The organism is Campylobacter sp. RM12651, from assembly GCF_022369475.1.
Lineage (GTDB): Bacteria > Campylobacterota > Campylobacteria > Campylobacterales > Campylobacteraceae > Campylobacter_E.
In genome coordinates, this window is sequence record NZ_CP059601.1 from 69815 (window position 1) to 86153 (window position 16339).

General features: G+C 24.0%; 21 protein-coding genes. All 21 read left to right on the forward strand.

All coding sequences use genetic code 11. From position 1 onward, the window contains the following. Positions 1 to 119: 119 nt before the first annotated feature. The 21 genes from AVBRAN_RS10630 (at position 120) to AVBRAN_RS10730 (ending at position 16307) form a co-directional block, all read left to right on the forward strand. A complete protein-coding gene (locus AVBRAN_RS10630; protein ID WP_239803750.1) occupies positions 120 to 371 on the forward strand; it encodes a hypothetical protein in 252 nt (83 codons plus the stop codon). 105 nt (positions 372 to 476) lie between these two features. Beyond that, the gene (locus AVBRAN_RS10635; RefSeq protein ID WP_239803751.1) at positions 477 to 800 is read left to right on the forward strand and encodes a hypothetical protein; all 324 of its coding nucleotides are present in this window, start codon (positions 477 to 479) and stop codon (positions 798 to 800) included. 330 nt (positions 801 to 1130) lie between these two features. Then, the gene (locus AVBRAN_RS10640) at positions 1131 to 2246 is read left to right on the forward strand and encodes a replication initiation protein (protein WP_239803752.1); all 1116 of its coding nucleotides are present in this window, start codon (positions 1131 to 1133) and stop codon (positions 2244 to 2246) included. A gap of 166 nt (positions 2247 to 2412) precedes the next feature. Then, complete coding sequence (locus AVBRAN_RS10645) at positions 2413 to 3609, forward strand: hypothetical protein (protein WP_239803753.1); 1197 nt, start codon at positions 2413 to 2415, stop codon at positions 3607 to 3609. A 76-nt stretch (positions 3610 to 3685) separates the two neighbouring features. Next, the gene (locus AVBRAN_RS10650) at positions 3686 to 4327 is read left to right on the forward strand and encodes a hypothetical protein (RefSeq protein ID WP_239803754.1); all 642 of its coding nucleotides are present in this window, start codon (positions 3686 to 3688) and stop codon (positions 4325 to 4327) included. Between the two features lies 1 nt (position 4328). Then, on the forward strand, positions 4329 to 4982 hold the full coding sequence (locus AVBRAN_RS10655) for a hypothetical protein (protein ID WP_239803755.1): 654 nt from the start codon (positions 4329 to 4331) through the stop codon (positions 4980 to 4982). Next, the gene (locus tag AVBRAN_RS10660) at positions 4975 to 5685 is read left to right on the forward strand and encodes a hypothetical protein (protein WP_239803756.1); all 711 of its coding nucleotides are present in this window, start codon (positions 4975 to 4977) and stop codon (positions 5683 to 5685) included. The genes AVBRAN_RS10655 and AVBRAN_RS10660 overlap by 8 nt, the downstream gene beginning before the upstream one ends. Before the next feature lie 224 nt (positions 5686 to 5909). Beyond that, positions 5910 to 6770: a hypothetical protein gene (locus tag AVBRAN_RS10665; RefSeq protein WP_239803757.1), complete on the forward strand. Its 861-nt coding sequence runs from the start codon at positions 5910 to 5912 to the stop codon at positions 6768 to 6770. A 179-nt stretch (positions 6771 to 6949) separates the two neighbouring features. After that, complete coding sequence (locus AVBRAN_RS10670; protein ID WP_239803758.1) at positions 6950 to 7279, forward strand: hypothetical protein; 330 nt, start codon at positions 6950 to 6952, stop codon at positions 7277 to 7279. A gap of 17 nt (positions 7280 to 7296) precedes the next feature. Further along, positions 7297 to 7665 carry a hypothetical protein gene (locus AVBRAN_RS10675; protein ID WP_239803759.1) on the forward strand — a complete coding sequence of 123 codons (369 nt, stop codon included), beginning with the start codon at positions 7297 to 7299 and terminating at the stop codon, positions 7663 to 7665. A gap of 192 nt (positions 7666 to 7857) precedes the next feature. After that, complete coding sequence (locus AVBRAN_RS10680) at positions 7858 to 8115, forward strand: hypothetical protein (protein ID WP_239803760.1); 258 nt, start codon at positions 7858 to 7860, stop codon at positions 8113 to 8115. 1 nt (position 8116) lies between these two features. After that, the gene (locus AVBRAN_RS10685; RefSeq protein ID WP_239803761.1) at positions 8117 to 8383 is read left to right on the forward strand and encodes a hypothetical protein; all 267 of its coding nucleotides are present in this window, start codon (positions 8117 to 8119) and stop codon (positions 8381 to 8383) included. 135 nt (positions 8384 to 8518) lie between these two features. Further along, positions 8519 to 9919, forward strand: a complete 1401-nt coding sequence (locus AVBRAN_RS10690; protein WP_239803762.1) for a BspA family leucine-rich repeat surface protein — start codon at positions 8519 to 8521, stop codon at positions 9917 to 9919. Between the two features lie 100 nt (positions 9920 to 10019). Beyond that, positions 10020 to 10352, forward strand: coding sequence for a hypothetical protein (locus AVBRAN_RS10695; RefSeq protein ID WP_239803763.1), 333 nt, complete (start codon positions 10020 to 10022; stop codon positions 10350 to 10352). Positions 10353 to 10452: 100 nt separating this feature from the next. Then, positions 10453 to 11637, forward strand: a complete 1185-nt coding sequence (locus AVBRAN_RS10700; RefSeq protein ID WP_239803764.1) for a hypothetical protein — start codon at positions 10453 to 10455, stop codon at positions 11635 to 11637. A 78-nt stretch (positions 11638 to 11715) separates the two neighbouring features. After that, positions 11716 to 11907, forward strand: coding sequence for a hypothetical protein (locus tag AVBRAN_RS10705; protein ID WP_239803765.1), 192 nt, complete (start codon positions 11716 to 11718; stop codon positions 11905 to 11907). A gap of 109 nt (positions 11908 to 12016) precedes the next feature. Then, positions 12017 to 12379 carry a hypothetical protein gene (locus AVBRAN_RS10710; RefSeq protein ID WP_239803766.1) on the forward strand — a complete coding sequence of 121 codons (363 nt, stop codon included), beginning with the start codon at positions 12017 to 12019 and terminating at the stop codon, positions 12377 to 12379. Continuing rightward, positions 12376 to 13329 (forward strand): hypothetical protein, encoded by a 954-nt coding sequence (locus AVBRAN_RS10715; RefSeq protein WP_239803767.1) that lies wholly within the window; start codon positions 12376 to 12378, stop codon positions 13327 to 13329. The genes AVBRAN_RS10710 and AVBRAN_RS10715 overlap by 4 nt, the downstream gene beginning before the upstream one ends. Positions 13330 to 13682: 353 nt before the next feature. Continuing rightward, positions 13683 to 14777: a hypothetical protein gene (locus tag AVBRAN_RS10720; RefSeq protein ID WP_239803768.1), complete on the forward strand. Its 1095-nt coding sequence runs from the start codon at positions 13683 to 13685 to the stop codon at positions 14775 to 14777. Positions 14778 to 14839: 62 nt separating this feature from the next. Continuing rightward, complete coding sequence (locus tag AVBRAN_RS10725) at positions 14840 to 15388, forward strand: hypothetical protein (protein ID WP_239803769.1); 549 nt, start codon at positions 14840 to 14842, stop codon at positions 15386 to 15388. Further along, the gene (locus tag AVBRAN_RS10730; RefSeq protein ID WP_239803770.1) at positions 15381 to 16307 is read left to right on the forward strand and encodes a Dam family site-specific DNA-(adenine-N6)-methyltransferase; all 927 of its coding nucleotides are present in this window, start codon (positions 15381 to 15383) and stop codon (positions 16305 to 16307) included. The genes AVBRAN_RS10725 and AVBRAN_RS10730 overlap by 8 nt, the downstream gene beginning before the upstream one ends. Positions 16308 to 16339 lie beyond the last annotated feature (32 nt).

The following is a 16339-nucleotide window of genomic DNA, read 5'->3' on the forward strand; positions in this document are numbered from 1 at the left end:
CAATATTAAATTAATAATAATATTACTTATTATAATATTATTATTAAATATTAAAGGAATAAAATGGAAAAATAGGCAATAGGGATAAAATATGTATTCAAAGGCATATAAATACTTGTTTGTTTTTATTAAAAGAGATAAAGGGAAATTTTGTTAGTAATAAGTATAATATTACAGAAGATAAAGAGATGCAAAAAGATGCTTTAGAGCAATTTACATCTTTATTATTTAAATATTCGATTATAAAAGAGAAAAATCACACAGAGATTGAAAAATACTTATCGAATATAAATAAAGGAGAAGTATCTTTTGTTGATGGATTAGAGACTATCAAATCTTACATTTTTGAAATGGTAAAAGATTTTAATTAGTTGTTTACCATTATCTATATTTTTGCTATAAAAATCATTGGATACTGAAAATAAAAACGCTTAAAAGATTTTTTATCTTTACTTTAAATCAATTAAGGAGATTAGATGAAATTTTTACTAGAAGAAATGAGAGATGAAGCTGTTAGAATTGAAAAAGTAGATGCTTTTGTTAAAGAATTAGCGGATGAATTGGAGTGTGATTTATTAAAAGAACTTGAAATAGGAGCTTGTTATTTTTCTAATGATGATTATATTGAAAGTGATTTTACAGATAGAGGCGATTTTAATATAAATATGAAAGGTAATATTGTTTTAAGTATTGTAAATGAATTAGAGATACAAACAGAAGAAACTAATACAGAAAATATACAAATAGCTTTAAAGAAAATTGTTGAATATTTTCATATGAATTACAAATTTAATTTTTAACCTTACTTTTCGCTTTTATCAAATTTTAAATTCTTTTTATTATTTTTACACACCCTTTATTTATCGGTGTGGTCGGTTTTTACCAAGTATTAAAAGGACTTTTTGGGAATATTAAAAGGACTTTTTGGGAATATTAAAAGGACTTTTTGGGAATATTAAAAGGACTTTTTGGGAATATTAAAAGGACTTTTTGGGAATATTAAAAGGACTTTTTGGGAATATTAAAAGGACTTTTTGGGAATATTAAAAGGACTTTTTGGGAATATTAAAAGGACTAAGATATAATTAAGCCTTTTAATATTATAATGCTATAAAAATAAAGGCTTTTTAATGTCTAAAGAATTAGTTAAATATCATAATGATTTTAATAAAGTAAAAATACCAAGTTTTACAGCTCAAGAACAAGATATTCTTATGGGAATAATTTGTAAAATGAGAGATTTACGAGAGGATGAAGTTATTACATTTTATCCAAATGAATTAAGAAAATTTAGTGATAGAAATAATTCTAATAATGAATTATTTGAGGTCATTAGTGTGTTGAGGAACAAATTTTTTAAAGCTGATTTTACAATAATAATTGATTATCCAAAAGAAAATTTAAGAGCATATGAAACAATAAATTTATTTAGGCGTTTTACTATTTATGAAAATCAAATTACAAAACAATTAGAAAAAATAGAATTACAAATTGAGAGTAGATTTTCGTATCTATTAAATGAACTAATAGGTAATTTTACAAGTTTTGAATTACCTGAATTTTTAGAGTTAAAAAGTAAATATTCTAAGAGCCTTTATAGAATTTTAAAGCAATATAGAAATACGGGCAAATGTTTGATTTATAAAAATGATTGGCAAGATTTTTGCGATTTTATGAATATCCCAAAATCTTATTTACAAGCTGATATTGATAAAAAAGTTTTACAACCTGCTTTTTTGGAACTTGGAAGAGAAACTAATAAAGAGCCTATTTTTAAAAATCTAAGCTATAAAAAAATTAAAGACCCTAAAGGTCGTGGTAGGGGTGGAAAAGTAATAGGTATTGAATTTTATTTTACAGCACAACAAGAAGTAAAGCAAGAACAAAAACAAGAAACTACTACACAAAGCAACGAAAACAAAGTAAATAATATCATTAATGATTTAGCAAATAAAGCAAAAGATTTTAATAAACCAGCACAGAAAAAAGAACCACAAATGCTAGAGCAAAGGATAGGATTTGGTGGTAGGATAGTTACTGATTTAGATGCTTATGTAGATTTGCATTTTAAGTCTTTTAACGAAATATATAAAGCTGATGATACTTGCAAGATTAAAATACTAAAACAAAATGATGATGGCACTATATCAATGACAGCACTTAACCAATATACAAATAAAAATTTTTATTTAAATTTTGAGAGTTTTGACAATTTTAAAAATTGGTTTAATAAATATAAGCTTTAACACTTAAGTGATTGGGGCTAAAAAGCCCTTTCTCCATTACTTGAATTTTAATTTAATCTCAAAATTAATTTTAAAGAAATTAACCTGTGAGTAGTTTAAAGCTTAATTAAAAAATAAACGCTTAAAAGTTTTTCCTATCTTTTCATAAACAAAAGAAAGGTTAAGTATGGAAAATAAAATAATATTTGGAATTAGTAATTTTACAAAAGCAGAATTAATGAGGTTTTTTTCTCAAGAACATCGAAATATTTTATATTTTATTTTAGAAAAGGTAGTTAGTTTTAAAAGCTTTAAAGAGAATTTAATTGAAGATAAACACACACTTATTTTGGAACAATTTATAGAAAATTTTTCTAAAGTAGAGGCAAAGAAAAATTATTTAAAAATTTTTAATACATTAGTGAATAGTTTTCAAGACCATAATGTTTTAAAAAATCTAAAAGGTGATTTGAGTATAGACTTATTGTTAGAATGGTTAAGTTTTATAGCTTATTTAAAAGAAAAACAATTTAGCTTTAAATATATTTCTACAATCTTAGAAGAAGATGAAAATAAATTATTTTTAAATAATATGAGAAGGTGGGAATACTTAGACCCTTTCAATTTAGATTTAAAAAACTTTAATTTAAAAGGGATTTTTATAAATAGATATGTGATTGAAAAAATAAAACATATATATAAAAATAGTGAAAAGATTAATATATGTGATGATGATTTAATATCACTACTTAAATATGAGATGGAAGATTATTCTATTTTAGAATGTTTTAATTTTACTAGCAAACAAGAAAACATTATATTAGATGCCTTTTTGCATTCTAAACCTTTTTCCTTAGTAGATAAAAAAATAGGCAACTGTAACTTAATAAAAAAACTTAATCTCAATATTGAACTAGTTTCACATTTTCACGAAATTTCTGATTTTTTTAATGAATTACAAATAAAAATAAACAATCTTAATGTCTGTAATTTCTTATGTTATACAGCTGATTTTATAAAATTTAATTGTCGTGAAAAAGGAGATATTCTATTAAAAAATAAAAAATTATTCTTAAAGTTTTTTACTAAAGAAAAACTAAAGCGTATTTTTTTTGATGTAGGTTTTTGGTGTTTCAGTGAAGAGGATTTTGAAAAAAACATTTTATCTTTAATACTAGAGTATAGATTTGCAGATTATTATAATATCCACTTATTCTTTGGTTTAGGAGTAAAACAAGAACTAATAGAAAAGCTAGTTGATAATTTGGTAAACAATAATCGTAGTACTAGTTTATACTATTTATCAAAAAACCAAATGGTTTCTTATATATTAAAATCTAAATACCCTTTGGTTTTTAATATGATTGAAGAATTATTGCTCTAAAAATACTCTTGGAGCAATAAAAATAAACGCTTAAAAGATTTTTTTATATTTATCCAAACTTTATTAAGGAGATAAAATGAAAGAAAAGATTAATTTTTTAAAAAAACATCGAGTGCTAGATGCAAATTTTTTAGATGATTTAGTGGATTATGTTCATGGTTGTGAAACAACAAATGCAGAAGATATTGAAGATTGTATTGTTAGTTATGTTTGTGAAGATATAGAAAACATTGTTAAAGACAATGTTTTTAACGAAAATATTTGTGCAAAAATAAATAATGCAGGGATTTTACTTGACAAACAAAAATTAGTTAATTTAATTGATTTTTGTAAAAATCAATGTTCTAGTGAAGAAGATAGAAAAAATACATTTCTTGAAAATATTAAAGATTGGATAATAAAAATTGTAAAACCTCATCTTTTTCAAAATGATTTTAAACAATTAAATAAATGTCTTGTGTATTTTACTGAATATGAGCCGATTTTTTGCGAAGAGGAAGAACAACAATATATTTTTAGCGTATTCTTAGATGATAGTTATGAAATTTACGATTATTATTTAGGTGAAAAAGAACTAGAATACATATTAAACAACTGTAAAAGCCTTGATGAAATAGATAAAACACTAAATAGTTTAGATATTCAGTGTTTTAATTATGAGAAGTTTGATAGTTTTTGTGCTTATGTTTTACAAAAACCAGTAAGAAAGGAGATTTAAAATGGGGATTATTGGAGATATAAAGCTAGTGTGGGAAAACGGTTTTTTCCTAAGCGTAATACTGTTTTTTATTTTTTCAATTATTGCTATCTTTTTTTTGGTTTTGGCAATATCTGATATTGCCAAAAGAAAAACAGATGGTATTTTTGCAAACATATGTATGTTTTTTCTTTTACTAATTTTATTTAGTCATCTTAACATTAATATCAATGCAAATGGTATAAGAGAAGAAGCTTTAAAAAAACAAGAAGCGATAGAAGAGCAAAAAAGAGAAAATCATATAAATAAAATGTGCTTTATGCTTGACACAGGTGCAAAATCAGATTTTAAAAAAGATGATTTTGTAAAAAAAACAATGCGTGATTTAAGTGCTTATGGGAGTCGTATTTATTGGAATTTAACAAATATACAAAAAGATTATTATGAAAAAAATAAAACTTCAAATGGTTTTAGTGATAATAAAGATTTTTCTAAAATATACTCTATAGGCTATCAAAACCTTTTAAAAATCAAAGAAGAAATAGATAATCGAAGGCTTTATTGCTTTAAAAATTATTGTAATGACATATATTACAACAAATCTGATGATGATATTGAAGTTAAGTTGCAAGATTTTATAAAATTAAAATGTAATAAAGGAGATAAAAATGTTTAACAAAGAAATTATGAAAGTTAAAAACTTTCCAAGCTTTAAAGATTTTGAAAACAAAATAGAAGAGACTATTGAGCTTTTAAAAAACACAAAACCTAGTGAATTTCTTAATATTTTAGAAAAACTAGATGATAAAAAAATAAGTCAAATTTTTTGTGAAATCTTAGTTGATGATTATAATGATGAGTTTGATGACCCCTATGAAAAATATTACAGCTATGAAGATATTAAAAAATATTTTCATAGCCAAGATGAAAATTATCAAAATGAATATAAAGAAGAGTTTATTAACAGGCTAATTGAGTTTAAAATTTTTTCAAAAGATGAAAAACTAAGAATAAAACTATTTAACAAAGATAAACTTAAAGAGATTTTTAATCTTGAAACACAATTAACTAAGCTTTATAAAACTTATAGTTTTGAAGTGGGTTTATTTGAGAATATGTTCAGTGAAGCTCGTAATAATTATTGCGAAATTGAAAATCCATATTTAAGATGGGCTTTAAATACTGATACTTTAACTATAGTTGTTCATAGTTGTGTTTTCCCATCTTTTATAATTGATATTAAAGAAATTGGTTTTAGAGCTTCTTTTAATAAAGTAGAACAAGATAAACAGTGTGAGTTAATGTTTGATATTTTAGAACAATTTAATCAGGCTCAAAACCACATAGAATTTGTATTTGAAAAGAAGTTAATAGAATGATTTTAGGTATTTTACTAATGTTTTTATGTTTTATTATTTATTATTTATTATTTATGAAATATTTAATTATAAAAAAATATTTTGGAATAAATTTTATTGATTACATAATCCTTAATATAAGTCAGCAATCTTTTTTAATAGAAGAATGCGAATATAAAATAAATATTATTTTTTTAAAAAAACACAACTTAATTAAAGTATAAAAAAATTGAAAGGAATATATTATGAAAATTATAGATATTGATGAAACTTTATTAAAAATGGGAAAAACACTTGATTTTATGAAGCAAGTAACTTCAGAAATTAAAACAAATCAAACACTGATTTTACAAGTTCAAAATATTAATGAAGATACTAATAATTTTATTGAAAATGAAATAAAGAAAAGAGTTAAAATTTTTCCAAACATAATTAACGACATGCAAGAACAATTAGACTACTTAAAAAGAGAAGCTAAAGACTTGCAAAATAAAGTAAATGCTAAAGAAATTGAAAACGCACAATTAATACCTAATCGTTTCTTAGATAGACCTAATTCTTTTGTTGAAACAATTTTTTCAACACCTAAATATTATTTTAGATTAAACTTTGATGAAAGTAAAAATATTATAGGAACTCAACGATACCAAGTCGGTAAAACAACACTGTTTATAGAAACAATTGTAACACCTGTAAGCCCTTTTACAGAGTTTGATAAAAAAGTATTTTTAGCCTTACTTTATTTATTTAAAAATTATATTAATGGAAAGTCACAAATAAAATACAAAGAACTCTTTCCAAACGATAGTCCTTATCGCAGACCACACCCTAGTAGAACATGCTCTCCTGACATAGAAACAAGTACGCAGGAAATAGTTAATTTATTAGACTTAGAGATTGATGAGGATATTCATAATAAAATAGCTAAGTCTATCAGCAAAATACGAGATACTACCATAAAATTTTATGACAAAAACGATGAGGTTTGCAAATTAGATTTAATAAAGACAGGCTATGTTGGAGTGCATAATCATAACCCTAATGAATCTATTAGAGTTATGATGGAGCGTAGAGTGTATGACACTCTTATGGATAGCTTTATATAAGTGTGTTCTTCTAATAAGTAATTGCTCTCCTTTGAAATTAGCAAAGGAGAACCCAAAAAACGCTTAAAAGATTTTTTATATTTCCTAAAAATTAATAAGGAGATAATATGAGTAGTTTGTTAATTTAGATTTTTAGATTTGAAATATAAAAAAAATAATTAAAAATAAGGAGAAGTAAAATGTTTAATTTTTTAGAAAAAATATGGAGTTATGTAGATATAGGTGCAGGTGTTGTTTTTAGTATAATTGCTTTAAATTTTATTGCTTTTATATTTTTAATGTTTGCCAAAAAACAAAAATATAGTAAAGCTAAACTTACGGACGCTTTATTGGCACTTATTGTCTTTCTAGTGGTAACAGTGATGGTATTTAATCTTTTTGAAGATGAAAATATAAGAAGTGCGGTAGCAAATATATTTTTTGTTGTGCTAGAGCTGGTGGTTTTTATACCAGTTGGAATGTTTTTAAATTTATTTAAAAAACAAAAAAAATTAAATAATAACGAGTGATGAAAGGAGAATAACTAATGTTTTTTGATTATGTAGTTTTTGGATTTAATGAGTTAGCTGAGCGATATGGAATATTTTTCCATATCTTTAATATTTTATCTTTAGGTTTTTTGATAACGAGCTATGGTATGTTTATATACTTATATCGCAAAGGTGAAGAACGTGATAGTATAGAAAAATTTAAAATCGTGCTTCCAATACTTTGCATTATGTTATATCTAGGAATTTGGGCTACACAAAATGGATATAAAATAAGTGAAATGCACACAACATTTGGTGTAATTGGAACGTGTGTTTGTCTCATAGCTATATGCTACATTCTACTCCTAATGGTAACTTGGGCTTATTTTTTCAAGTGGAAAAAATTAGAAAATAAATATAATTAATTCTAATGCTTGGGGAGTGTAAAAATATAATGTTTAATATATCTAATTTAGAAAATAACAATTTAAGCTCTGTTGATTTATTGTGCTAGAGCTGGTGGTTTTTATATCAATTGGAATGTTTTTAAATTTATTTAAAAAACAAAAAAAATAAATCATAAAATTTCAAAAATTTTAAATTAAGGAGAAAATGATATGAATGAGGATTATTTGTTTTATGTTTCGCTTGTTTTTGCGTTTCTAGGATTTTTAGCATCTTATTTTACAGTTTGTTATTTTGAACGAGAATGCACAAAGGATAAATTTTTAGAAAATTTTGATATTGAAGAAGACATTTATTCTCAAATAACTAAGAAAAAAGTATTAAAAATTAAAGCAGACACGGATTATAAACAAAAAGAATATAGTTTAAAAGAAAAAATATCTACTTTTAAAATACATGAAAGGGTTTAAAATGACTATCTACGATGCTGTTGTAATGTTTTCTACTTTTGTTATTGCTTTTGTTTCTACTTTTGTTATACTTATAGCTTTTCTTCAAGAAGATGCTGAAGCCACACACATTTCATATATGTTAAAACAAGAACAAATTAATGAATTGATGCTGTTTTTTAATATCAGTAAAGAAGATGCTGTTTTTATACTTAATAATCATTTATTGTATAAAGATTATCAAAAAGAAATAATAAATTTCTTAATCAAAAAACAAAAGAAGAGCTAGTGTTAAATCATTTTGATATATTTTATGATAATATTGGGCGGAGTTATTTTTAGCCTAATATTATCAAACACCACAAAAATAACAACGCTTAAAAACATTTTTATTCTTTTCCTAATTTAAAAATAAGGAAAAAAAATGAAATTAAATCTTCAACCAAAAAATAGAGATGAATTAATCTCATTGTTGATTTGTTTAGCAAAAGATTTTAAAAAAAATAATAAACATATCAAGGTAAAAAACCTCAGCGATATTGATACAAGTTTAGTTACTAATATGAGTTTTTTATTATGCTGTGACTCTTTAAAAGAAATATCAAATGATTTTTTTGATGGAATAGGAAAGTGGAATACAAGTTTAGTTACTAATATGGGCTTTATGTTTAGTGAATGCCATAATTTCAACCAACCACTTAGTTTTGATACAAGTAATGTTAAAAATATGAATGGAATGTTTAGTTTTTGTGAAAACTTTAATCAACCACTTAGTTTTGATACTAAAAATGTAACTGATATGAGTAAAATGTTTAAACATTGCCATAACTTCAACCAACCACTTAATTTTGATACTAAAAATGTAACTGATATGAGTAAAATGTTTTTGAGTTGTTATAACTTCAACCAACCACTTAGTTTTAATACGAGTAATGTTAAAAATATGCAAGGAATGTTTAGTTTTTGTGAAAACTTTAATCAACCACTTAGTTTTGATACTAAAAATGTAACCGATATGAATGGAATGTTTAGTTTTTGTGAAAACTTTAATCAACCACTTAGTTTTGATACATCAAATGTAATCAATATGACGATAATGCTTTCTAATTGCCATAATTTCAATCAACCACTTAATTTTAATACGAGTAATGTTAAAAATATGCAAGGAATGTTTAGTTTTTGTGAAAACTTTAATCAACCACTTAGTTTTGATACTAAAAATGTAACTGATATGAGTAGTATGTTTACAGGTTGTTATAGCTTCAATCAACCACTTAATTTTAATACGAGTAATGTAATCGATATGAGTAAAATGTTTAAACATTGCCACAACTTCAATCAACCACTTAATTTTAATACGAGTAATGTTAAAAATACTAGCTATATGTTTTATGAGTGCTACAAATTTAATAAACCACTTAGTTTTGATACATCAAATGTAATCAATATGAGTTATATGTTTTATCGTTGCGAGAAATTTAATCAACCAATTAATAACTTTAATACAAGTAGTGCTAATTGTATGATAAGTTTGTTTGAACATTGTCTTAGTTTTAACCAACCAATTGAGTTGGATTTCAAAAACGTAACTAGAGTTGTAGAAGATTTATTTGCAGATTGTGTTAGCTTTAATAGTCCTATTATTTTCAAAAATTTACCGCAAGTTTTTATCAATGGAGAATGGGAGATATATAGAATTTTTGATAATTGTAGAGTTTTTGATTTTGAAAAATTAAATGCCCCTAAAAAATTTAAAGACCGAATTCTAGAAAAATATAAATACCGCAAAAATTCTAGATGTGTTACTATTTTTGGGGGTTTATGAATTGGTATATTTTAAGGTGCAATTTATACGCACCTTAAAGCCTTAAAAACGCTTAAAAGACTTTTTTATCCTTATAGAAATTAATAATTAAGGAGAATAAATGAGAACTCAGGATTTTGTATTAAAAACTAATAATATTTTAAAAGAAATATTAGCTGATTGGAGAAAGGATTGTAATAAATATTACAAAAATAATCTAAATATAATTTTTGATTTTGTTAATGTAGATTGTGGATTAATTGGTGTAACAATAGATTTAAAAAAGGGAGCTAAAAGAGAAGACATTGAAACAATATTAAAAAAATACAATATTAATTTTTATAAAAGAGAAGGTTTTGGTGGACTATTTTCAACTATTGAATTTGCAATAAGTGAAGAAGTAGATATTAATATCTACCAATCTTTATTTAATGATTTAAATAATATTTCATAGTCTTATATATTTTAAGGTGCAATTTATACGCACCTTAGAGCCTTAAAAACGCTTAAAAGACTTTTTTACCCTTATGGAAATTAATCAACGAGGATATAAAATGAGAAAATTAGATGGAATAATTTATAGAGTTCCAACTGAAATTAATTTAGATTTTCAAATGGGGCTAAATATTTTAAGTAAGAAAAATGGAGAATATAGTACTTTTGACTTAATTAAAAAGGAAATAAATGAAGAGATAGGTTTATTTGGTTTAACAGAAGATGATTTTGACTCAGATTTTAGTGAAGCTTTGATTATTTTTGATACTTTTAATAATGGTTGGTATAAACCTTTTACCGAAAAATCAATTTTTGAAGAAAATGATATTGTGCGTGAGTTTATAAAACAAATGGCCAAGCTTTGTATTCATAAAGTTGATTTTAAAAAATTGAAACTAGCTTATATAAATAAATTAGCTCGTGAGGGTTATATTTATAGCACTTTAATTTTAATTGATAATTTAAAAGAATTAGAGCGTTTGGCTTGTTCTAGCGATATTGAAAGTATAAAAAAACTACCAAATTTTTTAATAATAGAGGATGAAAATGAAAATTTTATAGGAGCTGTTTATGAAACTATAAGAGATGAAATTTTATTTGAAAAAATATTTAAACAAAAACCAAAAAAATTATTAGATGAGTTATGTAAATTTAACCTTTCTACCTATGAAGAAGTAGAAAAAAATTTTATATATAACATAACTTGTGAAGATAATGAAGCAACTTGTTATTTTTCTTATAGTGATTTAATTGAAAACGGAATTTTTTATACTCATAGTTATTATAAAGATGATTGTTCGTTAGAAATTAATAAGCTTATTAAAAGGCTTGGAGCTGATATAGAAGCTAATGAAATAGCCAAATTGGTAATGAATGATTTAATTCAAAAATTAAATCTAAACAAAAAAGATTTCAAAAATATAAATAATTTTTTTGATTATGTTGAAGATAATCATATAAAACAAGTTCCTAATGCACATTTGTTATTTATGCCACAAAAATTCAAAGAAAAAATGTGTGAAGATAATATTTATAGTGAGGTTCATTTTGATAATTTATTAGATTACTTTAAACAATCAAACCCTTATGGACAAAGAGAGATTTTTAAAGAATATTTAAATATTAAGTATGTAAATAAACACTCTAAAAAAAGGTTTCAAAAAATCCTAGATAATGATTTTATAGATTTTTATCTCACCCAAGAGGAACAAGAAGAAATGCAAAAATGTATAAATTTGTATTAAAGAGCTTAAGGAATAGATAAATCACTTAAAAAATTTAAAAGACTTTAGTATTTAAAATTAACAAAATAAGGAGAATAAATGAAAGACATAGAGTTAATACAAGAAAGTTTTCAAGAATTAAACATTGAGGTTTGTTCATCTTACGAGGAACAATATTATAAAGATATTTTTTATGAGAATATCTTAAGAAATAACAACGGCCTTATACTAAATAAAAAATTTTATGCAAAAGCTGATAAATATTTTGAAAATAATATGGCTATAAAATAATATGAAAGTCTATGCCTAATTACATAGACTTCTGAATACATATATGTATAGAATAAAAAACGCTTAAAAGATTTTTTTATATTTATCTAAACTTTATTAAGGAGAATAAATGATAAGAGAAAAAACAATTGGAATAGAACAAGTAATTTTAATAGATTACTTAGGTGAGGATGAATTTTACAAACTTAGTTTTAGTAAAATAAACAAGATATTAAATGAAAAATTAATAACCTTTGTTAATGTAGGTGAAGTCGTGGATTATTTTTTTGATATTTTAAAGACACATAGAGGTTTTAAAAAATTAAGTGCTGAACAAATGGTAGAAAAGATTTATCATTTAAAAAACAAAGCCTTAAGCGAAATAATAAAACTACTTGAAAAAGCTGGAGTAATACTTATTAAAGGAATAGGTGATGAACCATTGTTTTTTGGTTATCAAGTAATAAATAAAAAATCAAAAGGCGTAAAATGATACAAGAAAAAATAAGAGAATTAGATAACATTATTTTAAATAGTAATATTTGCGACTTCTATAAAGATTTGTTTAGTAAAAGACATTTTATAAATATTACTATTATTGAGAAATTAATAAATTTTATAGATGAGGTAGCTAAAAAAGATATTAAACAAAAAGATATTATTTTCCAAGCCTTTAATCAAATAATTGTTGAAATTTGTAGTAGTTATTTGGCTAGACAAAGACTAAGGGAGGAATTAATAAACCTATGCAGGTATGGGCTTGGTTTTAGCTATTTTTATTATCACAATCCACTTTTTACTGATAAATTTGGATTTGAAGTTTTTTGCATTGAGGATATAACAAAAATTATAAAAGCTGAATTTGCTAGAATGATATTTAAGGGTGTAAATAATGATAGTGATAAGGCATTTTTTGGTTATTTAGTTAAGTATTTTAGTGGTGGCTTAAAAGGTGATTTATTTTTCATAGTGACTAATATTTTAAAAGAATTAAAAATTAATATCAATGAAATAAAAACCTATTGGAATGAAAAAGTAAGTGTTGAAAAATTGTATGATTTTTTTGAAAATATGGCAAGTGAGAAAGGAAATGATGAAAAAATCATTACAATAAAGGATTTAAATGATTTGGAGGACATTCCCAATATTTATTTAGAGGCTTGGAGTGAGAGTGTTTATCATAAAATTTTACTATCACCGATTGAGTATATGAGTGAAAAAGAACTTGCACCTTGTTTTGAGTTTCTTATAAAAAAAATATTTTTTGATTATTTTAAAACTGAATTTAAAGATGAAGGCGTTAAAAATTTAAAAAGTATTCTAACAAGGGAAAACCTTGATAGTTATTTTGAGTGTGATGGTGTTTCGGAAGCTTTTTCTTATTTTTTAACTAATAAGCTTTCTGATTATATTAGCAATTTGTTTAATGAAAAAAATTGCTAATGATAAATTTAAAGAGCTAATTACTAAAATAAAGTAATACACCTCTTTTTTTTAATTTTGATTTAAGGAGAAAAAATGGAAAAAATAAAAGTAAGACAATATGAAGTTGAACCTAGTTTTGATATTTTTATGCAAGATATTAAAGCACAAAATAATATTAATTTAAAACAGATTTAAAAATGTTAAAAAACTAGCTAGAGAGCTAGTAAAATTTTGGTTTTATTGTTGGGAGCATAGCCATTAAAGAAATTAGGATAAGAAAACTTATCCTAAGCCTGAAACAAAAACGCTTAAAAGATTTTTTTATATTTAATTTCTAAATATATAAGATAGGTTATTTATAAAGGAAAAAAATGACAGTTTATACAAATAAAATACTAGATGAAATGTTTGATATTACAAATAATACATTAAAAAAACTATCTAATAATCAAAAACAAAAAGCATTTGATTTAATTCCATTTTTAGGTAGTGAGAAAGATATTATTTTAAAAGTTTGGCTTGGTGTTGATAAAAATCTTAGACAATTAGTTTATGATTTTTGCGGTATGACTAAAAGTGATTTTGGAGATTATGTAGTAGAATCTAAAATAAATGGTGTTTGTGGTACTACAGTTAAACTAGCTCTTTATGCTAAAGGCAAAAACTACCCTTATGAAAAAATAAAGACTAATACTTTTTGCATTCAAAGTTCAGGAGAAAGTATCACTAGTTTTATGTGGCGTTTTATTGAAAACTTACCAAAGGTTTTATCAGAAATAGCACAAAAATGGCTGAATGAAAAATTAGAAAAAATAATAGAAAAAAATAAAAACAATATAGATATGAAATACTTAATAAAAAACTGGTTTAATCTAGACAGAAGTCAAACTAGTTTATATGAGGATTTTGAATGGTTTAAAGATACTTTTCCAGATTTAGGTTTTAATTTTTTATTCATTGAAGATATATGCAAAAAATTGGACAATAGAGTATCTTTTTATAATGCAATTTTTAAGCTTTTAAGATATGAAAGTTCAGAAATTAAAAAAACAATGGATTTTTCAACAATTTATCTAGGAAGAGAGTGCTTTAATAATCTTTTAACTTTAAAAGAACAAGAGCATGAGATGATTGAAATTTTGTGTTCTGAAGCAAGAAAAATTAAAGAAAATATACCACAAGATAGAATTTTCAGCTTTGAGTGGTTAGAACAACAAAATATAATTGATTATGATTACAGAAACAGTTCTTTAGTTGAAGATTTTAAAAATATAGAAAGAAAAAGGTATTATTTTAGTGGATTAATAGATATAGCCGAATACGAATACGATTTTTATATAAAAACACAAGCTACTTTAAAAGAAGAGTTAAGTTATATAAAAAGGGCTGAGGCTTTTATCATTAAGTATTATGGTCGTGATTATTACAGGTTTTTAATTGGTACAAAAGAAGTTTTTTTTGTTTGATTAAACGGGATTAGAAGTGTAGATAAAACACAAACAACAATTTTAGAAAAGGGAGAATATATATGCAAAATAGTAAGCCTTTAGGAAAAAGCGACGATTCAAGTAAAGAATTTATTATACGCTGTTTAGGCGGTGATAAAACTTATGGGTTTGATATAGATAGCGTGTATATATATCAAAACAATATCAATAACAAATATTATATTTTTGAATATTTGAAATGTGATAGCGTTCATGTTACACCATACACGTCCGACCCAAGCAAATATCCTTATAATTGGAGAAAGTTCCATTCTTTATTTCAGCTTACAAAAAAGCTAGGTGGGACTTTAATTTTGGTTAATTACAGCAATGGTTATGATTCACAAATGAAAGAACTTCCAAATAAAGAAATTTATGAAAACCAGGTTAAAATGTTGTTTGTAAAAGATATTGATTATAATGCAATAAAACAATATGAATCAAGCTATCCGAAACCAAAACATTTAAACTATTTAAAATATTCAGATATAAAATTTCTAACACTTGAAGAATTTTCAAACATCCTAAGACGAATAAATAATAAATGTGGAAATATTAAAATCAATTTGGATAGGTTAATCAATGAATAGTTTTATAAACAGTCCTATTCTTTATATGGGAAATAAAAATCGTCTGATTCGTCGTGGTTTAATAAATCTGTTTCCAAAAAATATTAATCATTTTATAGATGCCTTTGCTGGAAGTGCAACTGTATCAATGAATACTCAAGCAAAAAAATATATAATAAATGATATTGATGAAACCTTGCATTTATACTATCAAATGTTTGCAAAAAACAATGAAAAAACGATAATAGAACATATAGAAAATAGAGTTAAAGAATTTGGATTACCAACTAAAACAACTATTAGATGTTTTAGTGGTAAAGACGAAGTTGAACTTTACAAAAAAGCATATCACAACTTTAGAGATTTTTATAATAAAAATAAAAACTCATTAGACCTTTACACGCTTATGTTTTTTGCTTTTTCACAGCAATTTAGAACAAACAAAAAAGGAGATTTTAATATGCCGTTCGGAAATAACTGTTTTTCTCCTAAAAACAAAAAGACTATAAGTTTTGGTTGTGAGTTTTTTTCTAAAAATAATCTTTCAATCCACAAAAAAGATTTTCAAGACTTAATTTTTAGCGAAACATTAAATAAGGATGATTTTGTATATTTTGATTCTCCTTATTCAATAACTACTGCTACATATAATGAAAGCTGTAAATGGGATTTTAATGATGATAATAGATTATTTATGGTTTGCAAGGAATTAGATAGAAATAATATAAAGTTTGGAATGAGCAATGTGATTATAAATAAAGGTATAGAAAATAAAAACTTAATTGATTTTTGTTCTAAGAATAATTTCAAGGTATATAGTCCTAATAATTTTCAATATCATGCTTGTGGTAAGGAAAACAACAAACAACAAGAGGTATATATTTGCAATTACGAAATAAAAAATAATAACCACAATTTTAATTGTAGTGAATTAATTTAAATTTTTAATATTTTCAAATAGCGACTGAACCT

Bases quoted from the DNA above. Each gene is read 5' to 3' on its own strand.
- AVBRAN_RS10635 (WP_239803751.1), top strand. From the start codon at position 477: ATGAAATTTTTACTAGAAGAAATGAGAGATGAAGCTGTTAGAATTGAA.
- AVBRAN_RS10640 (WP_239803752.1), top strand. From the start codon at position 1,131: ATGTCTAAAGAATTAGTTAAATATCATAATGATTTTAATAAAGTAAAA.
- AVBRAN_RS10645 (WP_239803753.1), top strand. From the start codon at position 2,413: ATGGAAAATAAAATAATATTTGGAATTAGTAATTTTACAAAAGCAGAA.
- AVBRAN_RS10650 (WP_239803754.1), top strand. From the start codon at position 3,686: ATGAAAGAAAAGATTAATTTTTTAAAAAAACATCGAGTGCTAGATGCA.
- AVBRAN_RS10655 (WP_239803755.1), top strand. From the start codon at position 4,329: ATGGGGATTATTGGAGATATAAAGCTAGTGTGGGAAAACGGTTTTTTC.
- AVBRAN_RS10660 (WP_239803756.1), top strand. From the start codon at position 4,975: ATGTTTAACAAAGAAATTATGAAAGTTAAAAACTTTCCAAGCTTTAAA.
- AVBRAN_RS10665 (WP_239803757.1), top strand. From the start codon at position 5,910: ATGAAAATTATAGATATTGATGAAACTTTATTAAAAATGGGAAAAACA.
- AVBRAN_RS10670 (WP_239803758.1), top strand. From the start codon at position 6,950: ATGTTTAATTTTTTAGAAAAAATATGGAGTTATGTAGATATAGGTGCA.
- AVBRAN_RS10675 (WP_239803759.1), top strand. From the start codon at position 7,297: ATGTTTTTTGATTATGTAGTTTTTGGATTTAATGAGTTAGCTGAGCGA.
- AVBRAN_RS10680 (WP_239803760.1), top strand. From the start codon at position 7,858: ATGAATGAGGATTATTTGTTTTATGTTTCGCTTGTTTTTGCGTTTCTA.
- AVBRAN_RS10685 (WP_239803761.1), top strand. From the start codon at position 8,117: ATGACTATCTACGATGCTGTTGTAATGTTTTCTACTTTTGTTATTGCT.
- AVBRAN_RS10690 (WP_239803762.1), top strand. From the start codon at position 8,519: ATGAAATTAAATCTTCAACCAAAAAATAGAGATGAATTAATCTCATTG.
- AVBRAN_RS10695 (WP_239803763.1), top strand. From the start codon at position 10,020: ATGAGAACTCAGGATTTTGTATTAAAAACTAATAATATTTTAAAAGAA.
- AVBRAN_RS10700 (WP_239803764.1), top strand. From the start codon at position 10,453: ATGAGAAAATTAGATGGAATAATTTATAGAGTTCCAACTGAAATTAAT.
- AVBRAN_RS10705 (WP_239803765.1), top strand. From the start codon at position 11,716: ATGAAAGACATAGAGTTAATACAAGAAAGTTTTCAAGAATTAAACATT.
- AVBRAN_RS10710 (WP_239803766.1), top strand. From the start codon at position 12,017: ATGATAAGAGAAAAAACAATTGGAATAGAACAAGTAATTTTAATAGAT.
- AVBRAN_RS10715 (WP_239803767.1), top strand. From the start codon at position 12,376: ATGATACAAGAAAAAATAAGAGAATTAGATAACATTATTTTAAATAGT.
- AVBRAN_RS10720 (WP_239803768.1), top strand. From the start codon at position 13,683: ATGACAGTTTATACAAATAAAATACTAGATGAAATGTTTGATATTACA.
- AVBRAN_RS10725 (WP_239803769.1), top strand. From the start codon at position 14,840: ATGCAAAATAGTAAGCCTTTAGGAAAAAGCGACGATTCAAGTAAAGAA.
- AVBRAN_RS10730 (WP_239803770.1), top strand. From the start codon at position 15,381: ATGAATAGTTTTATAAACAGTCCTATTCTTTATATGGGAAATAAAAAT.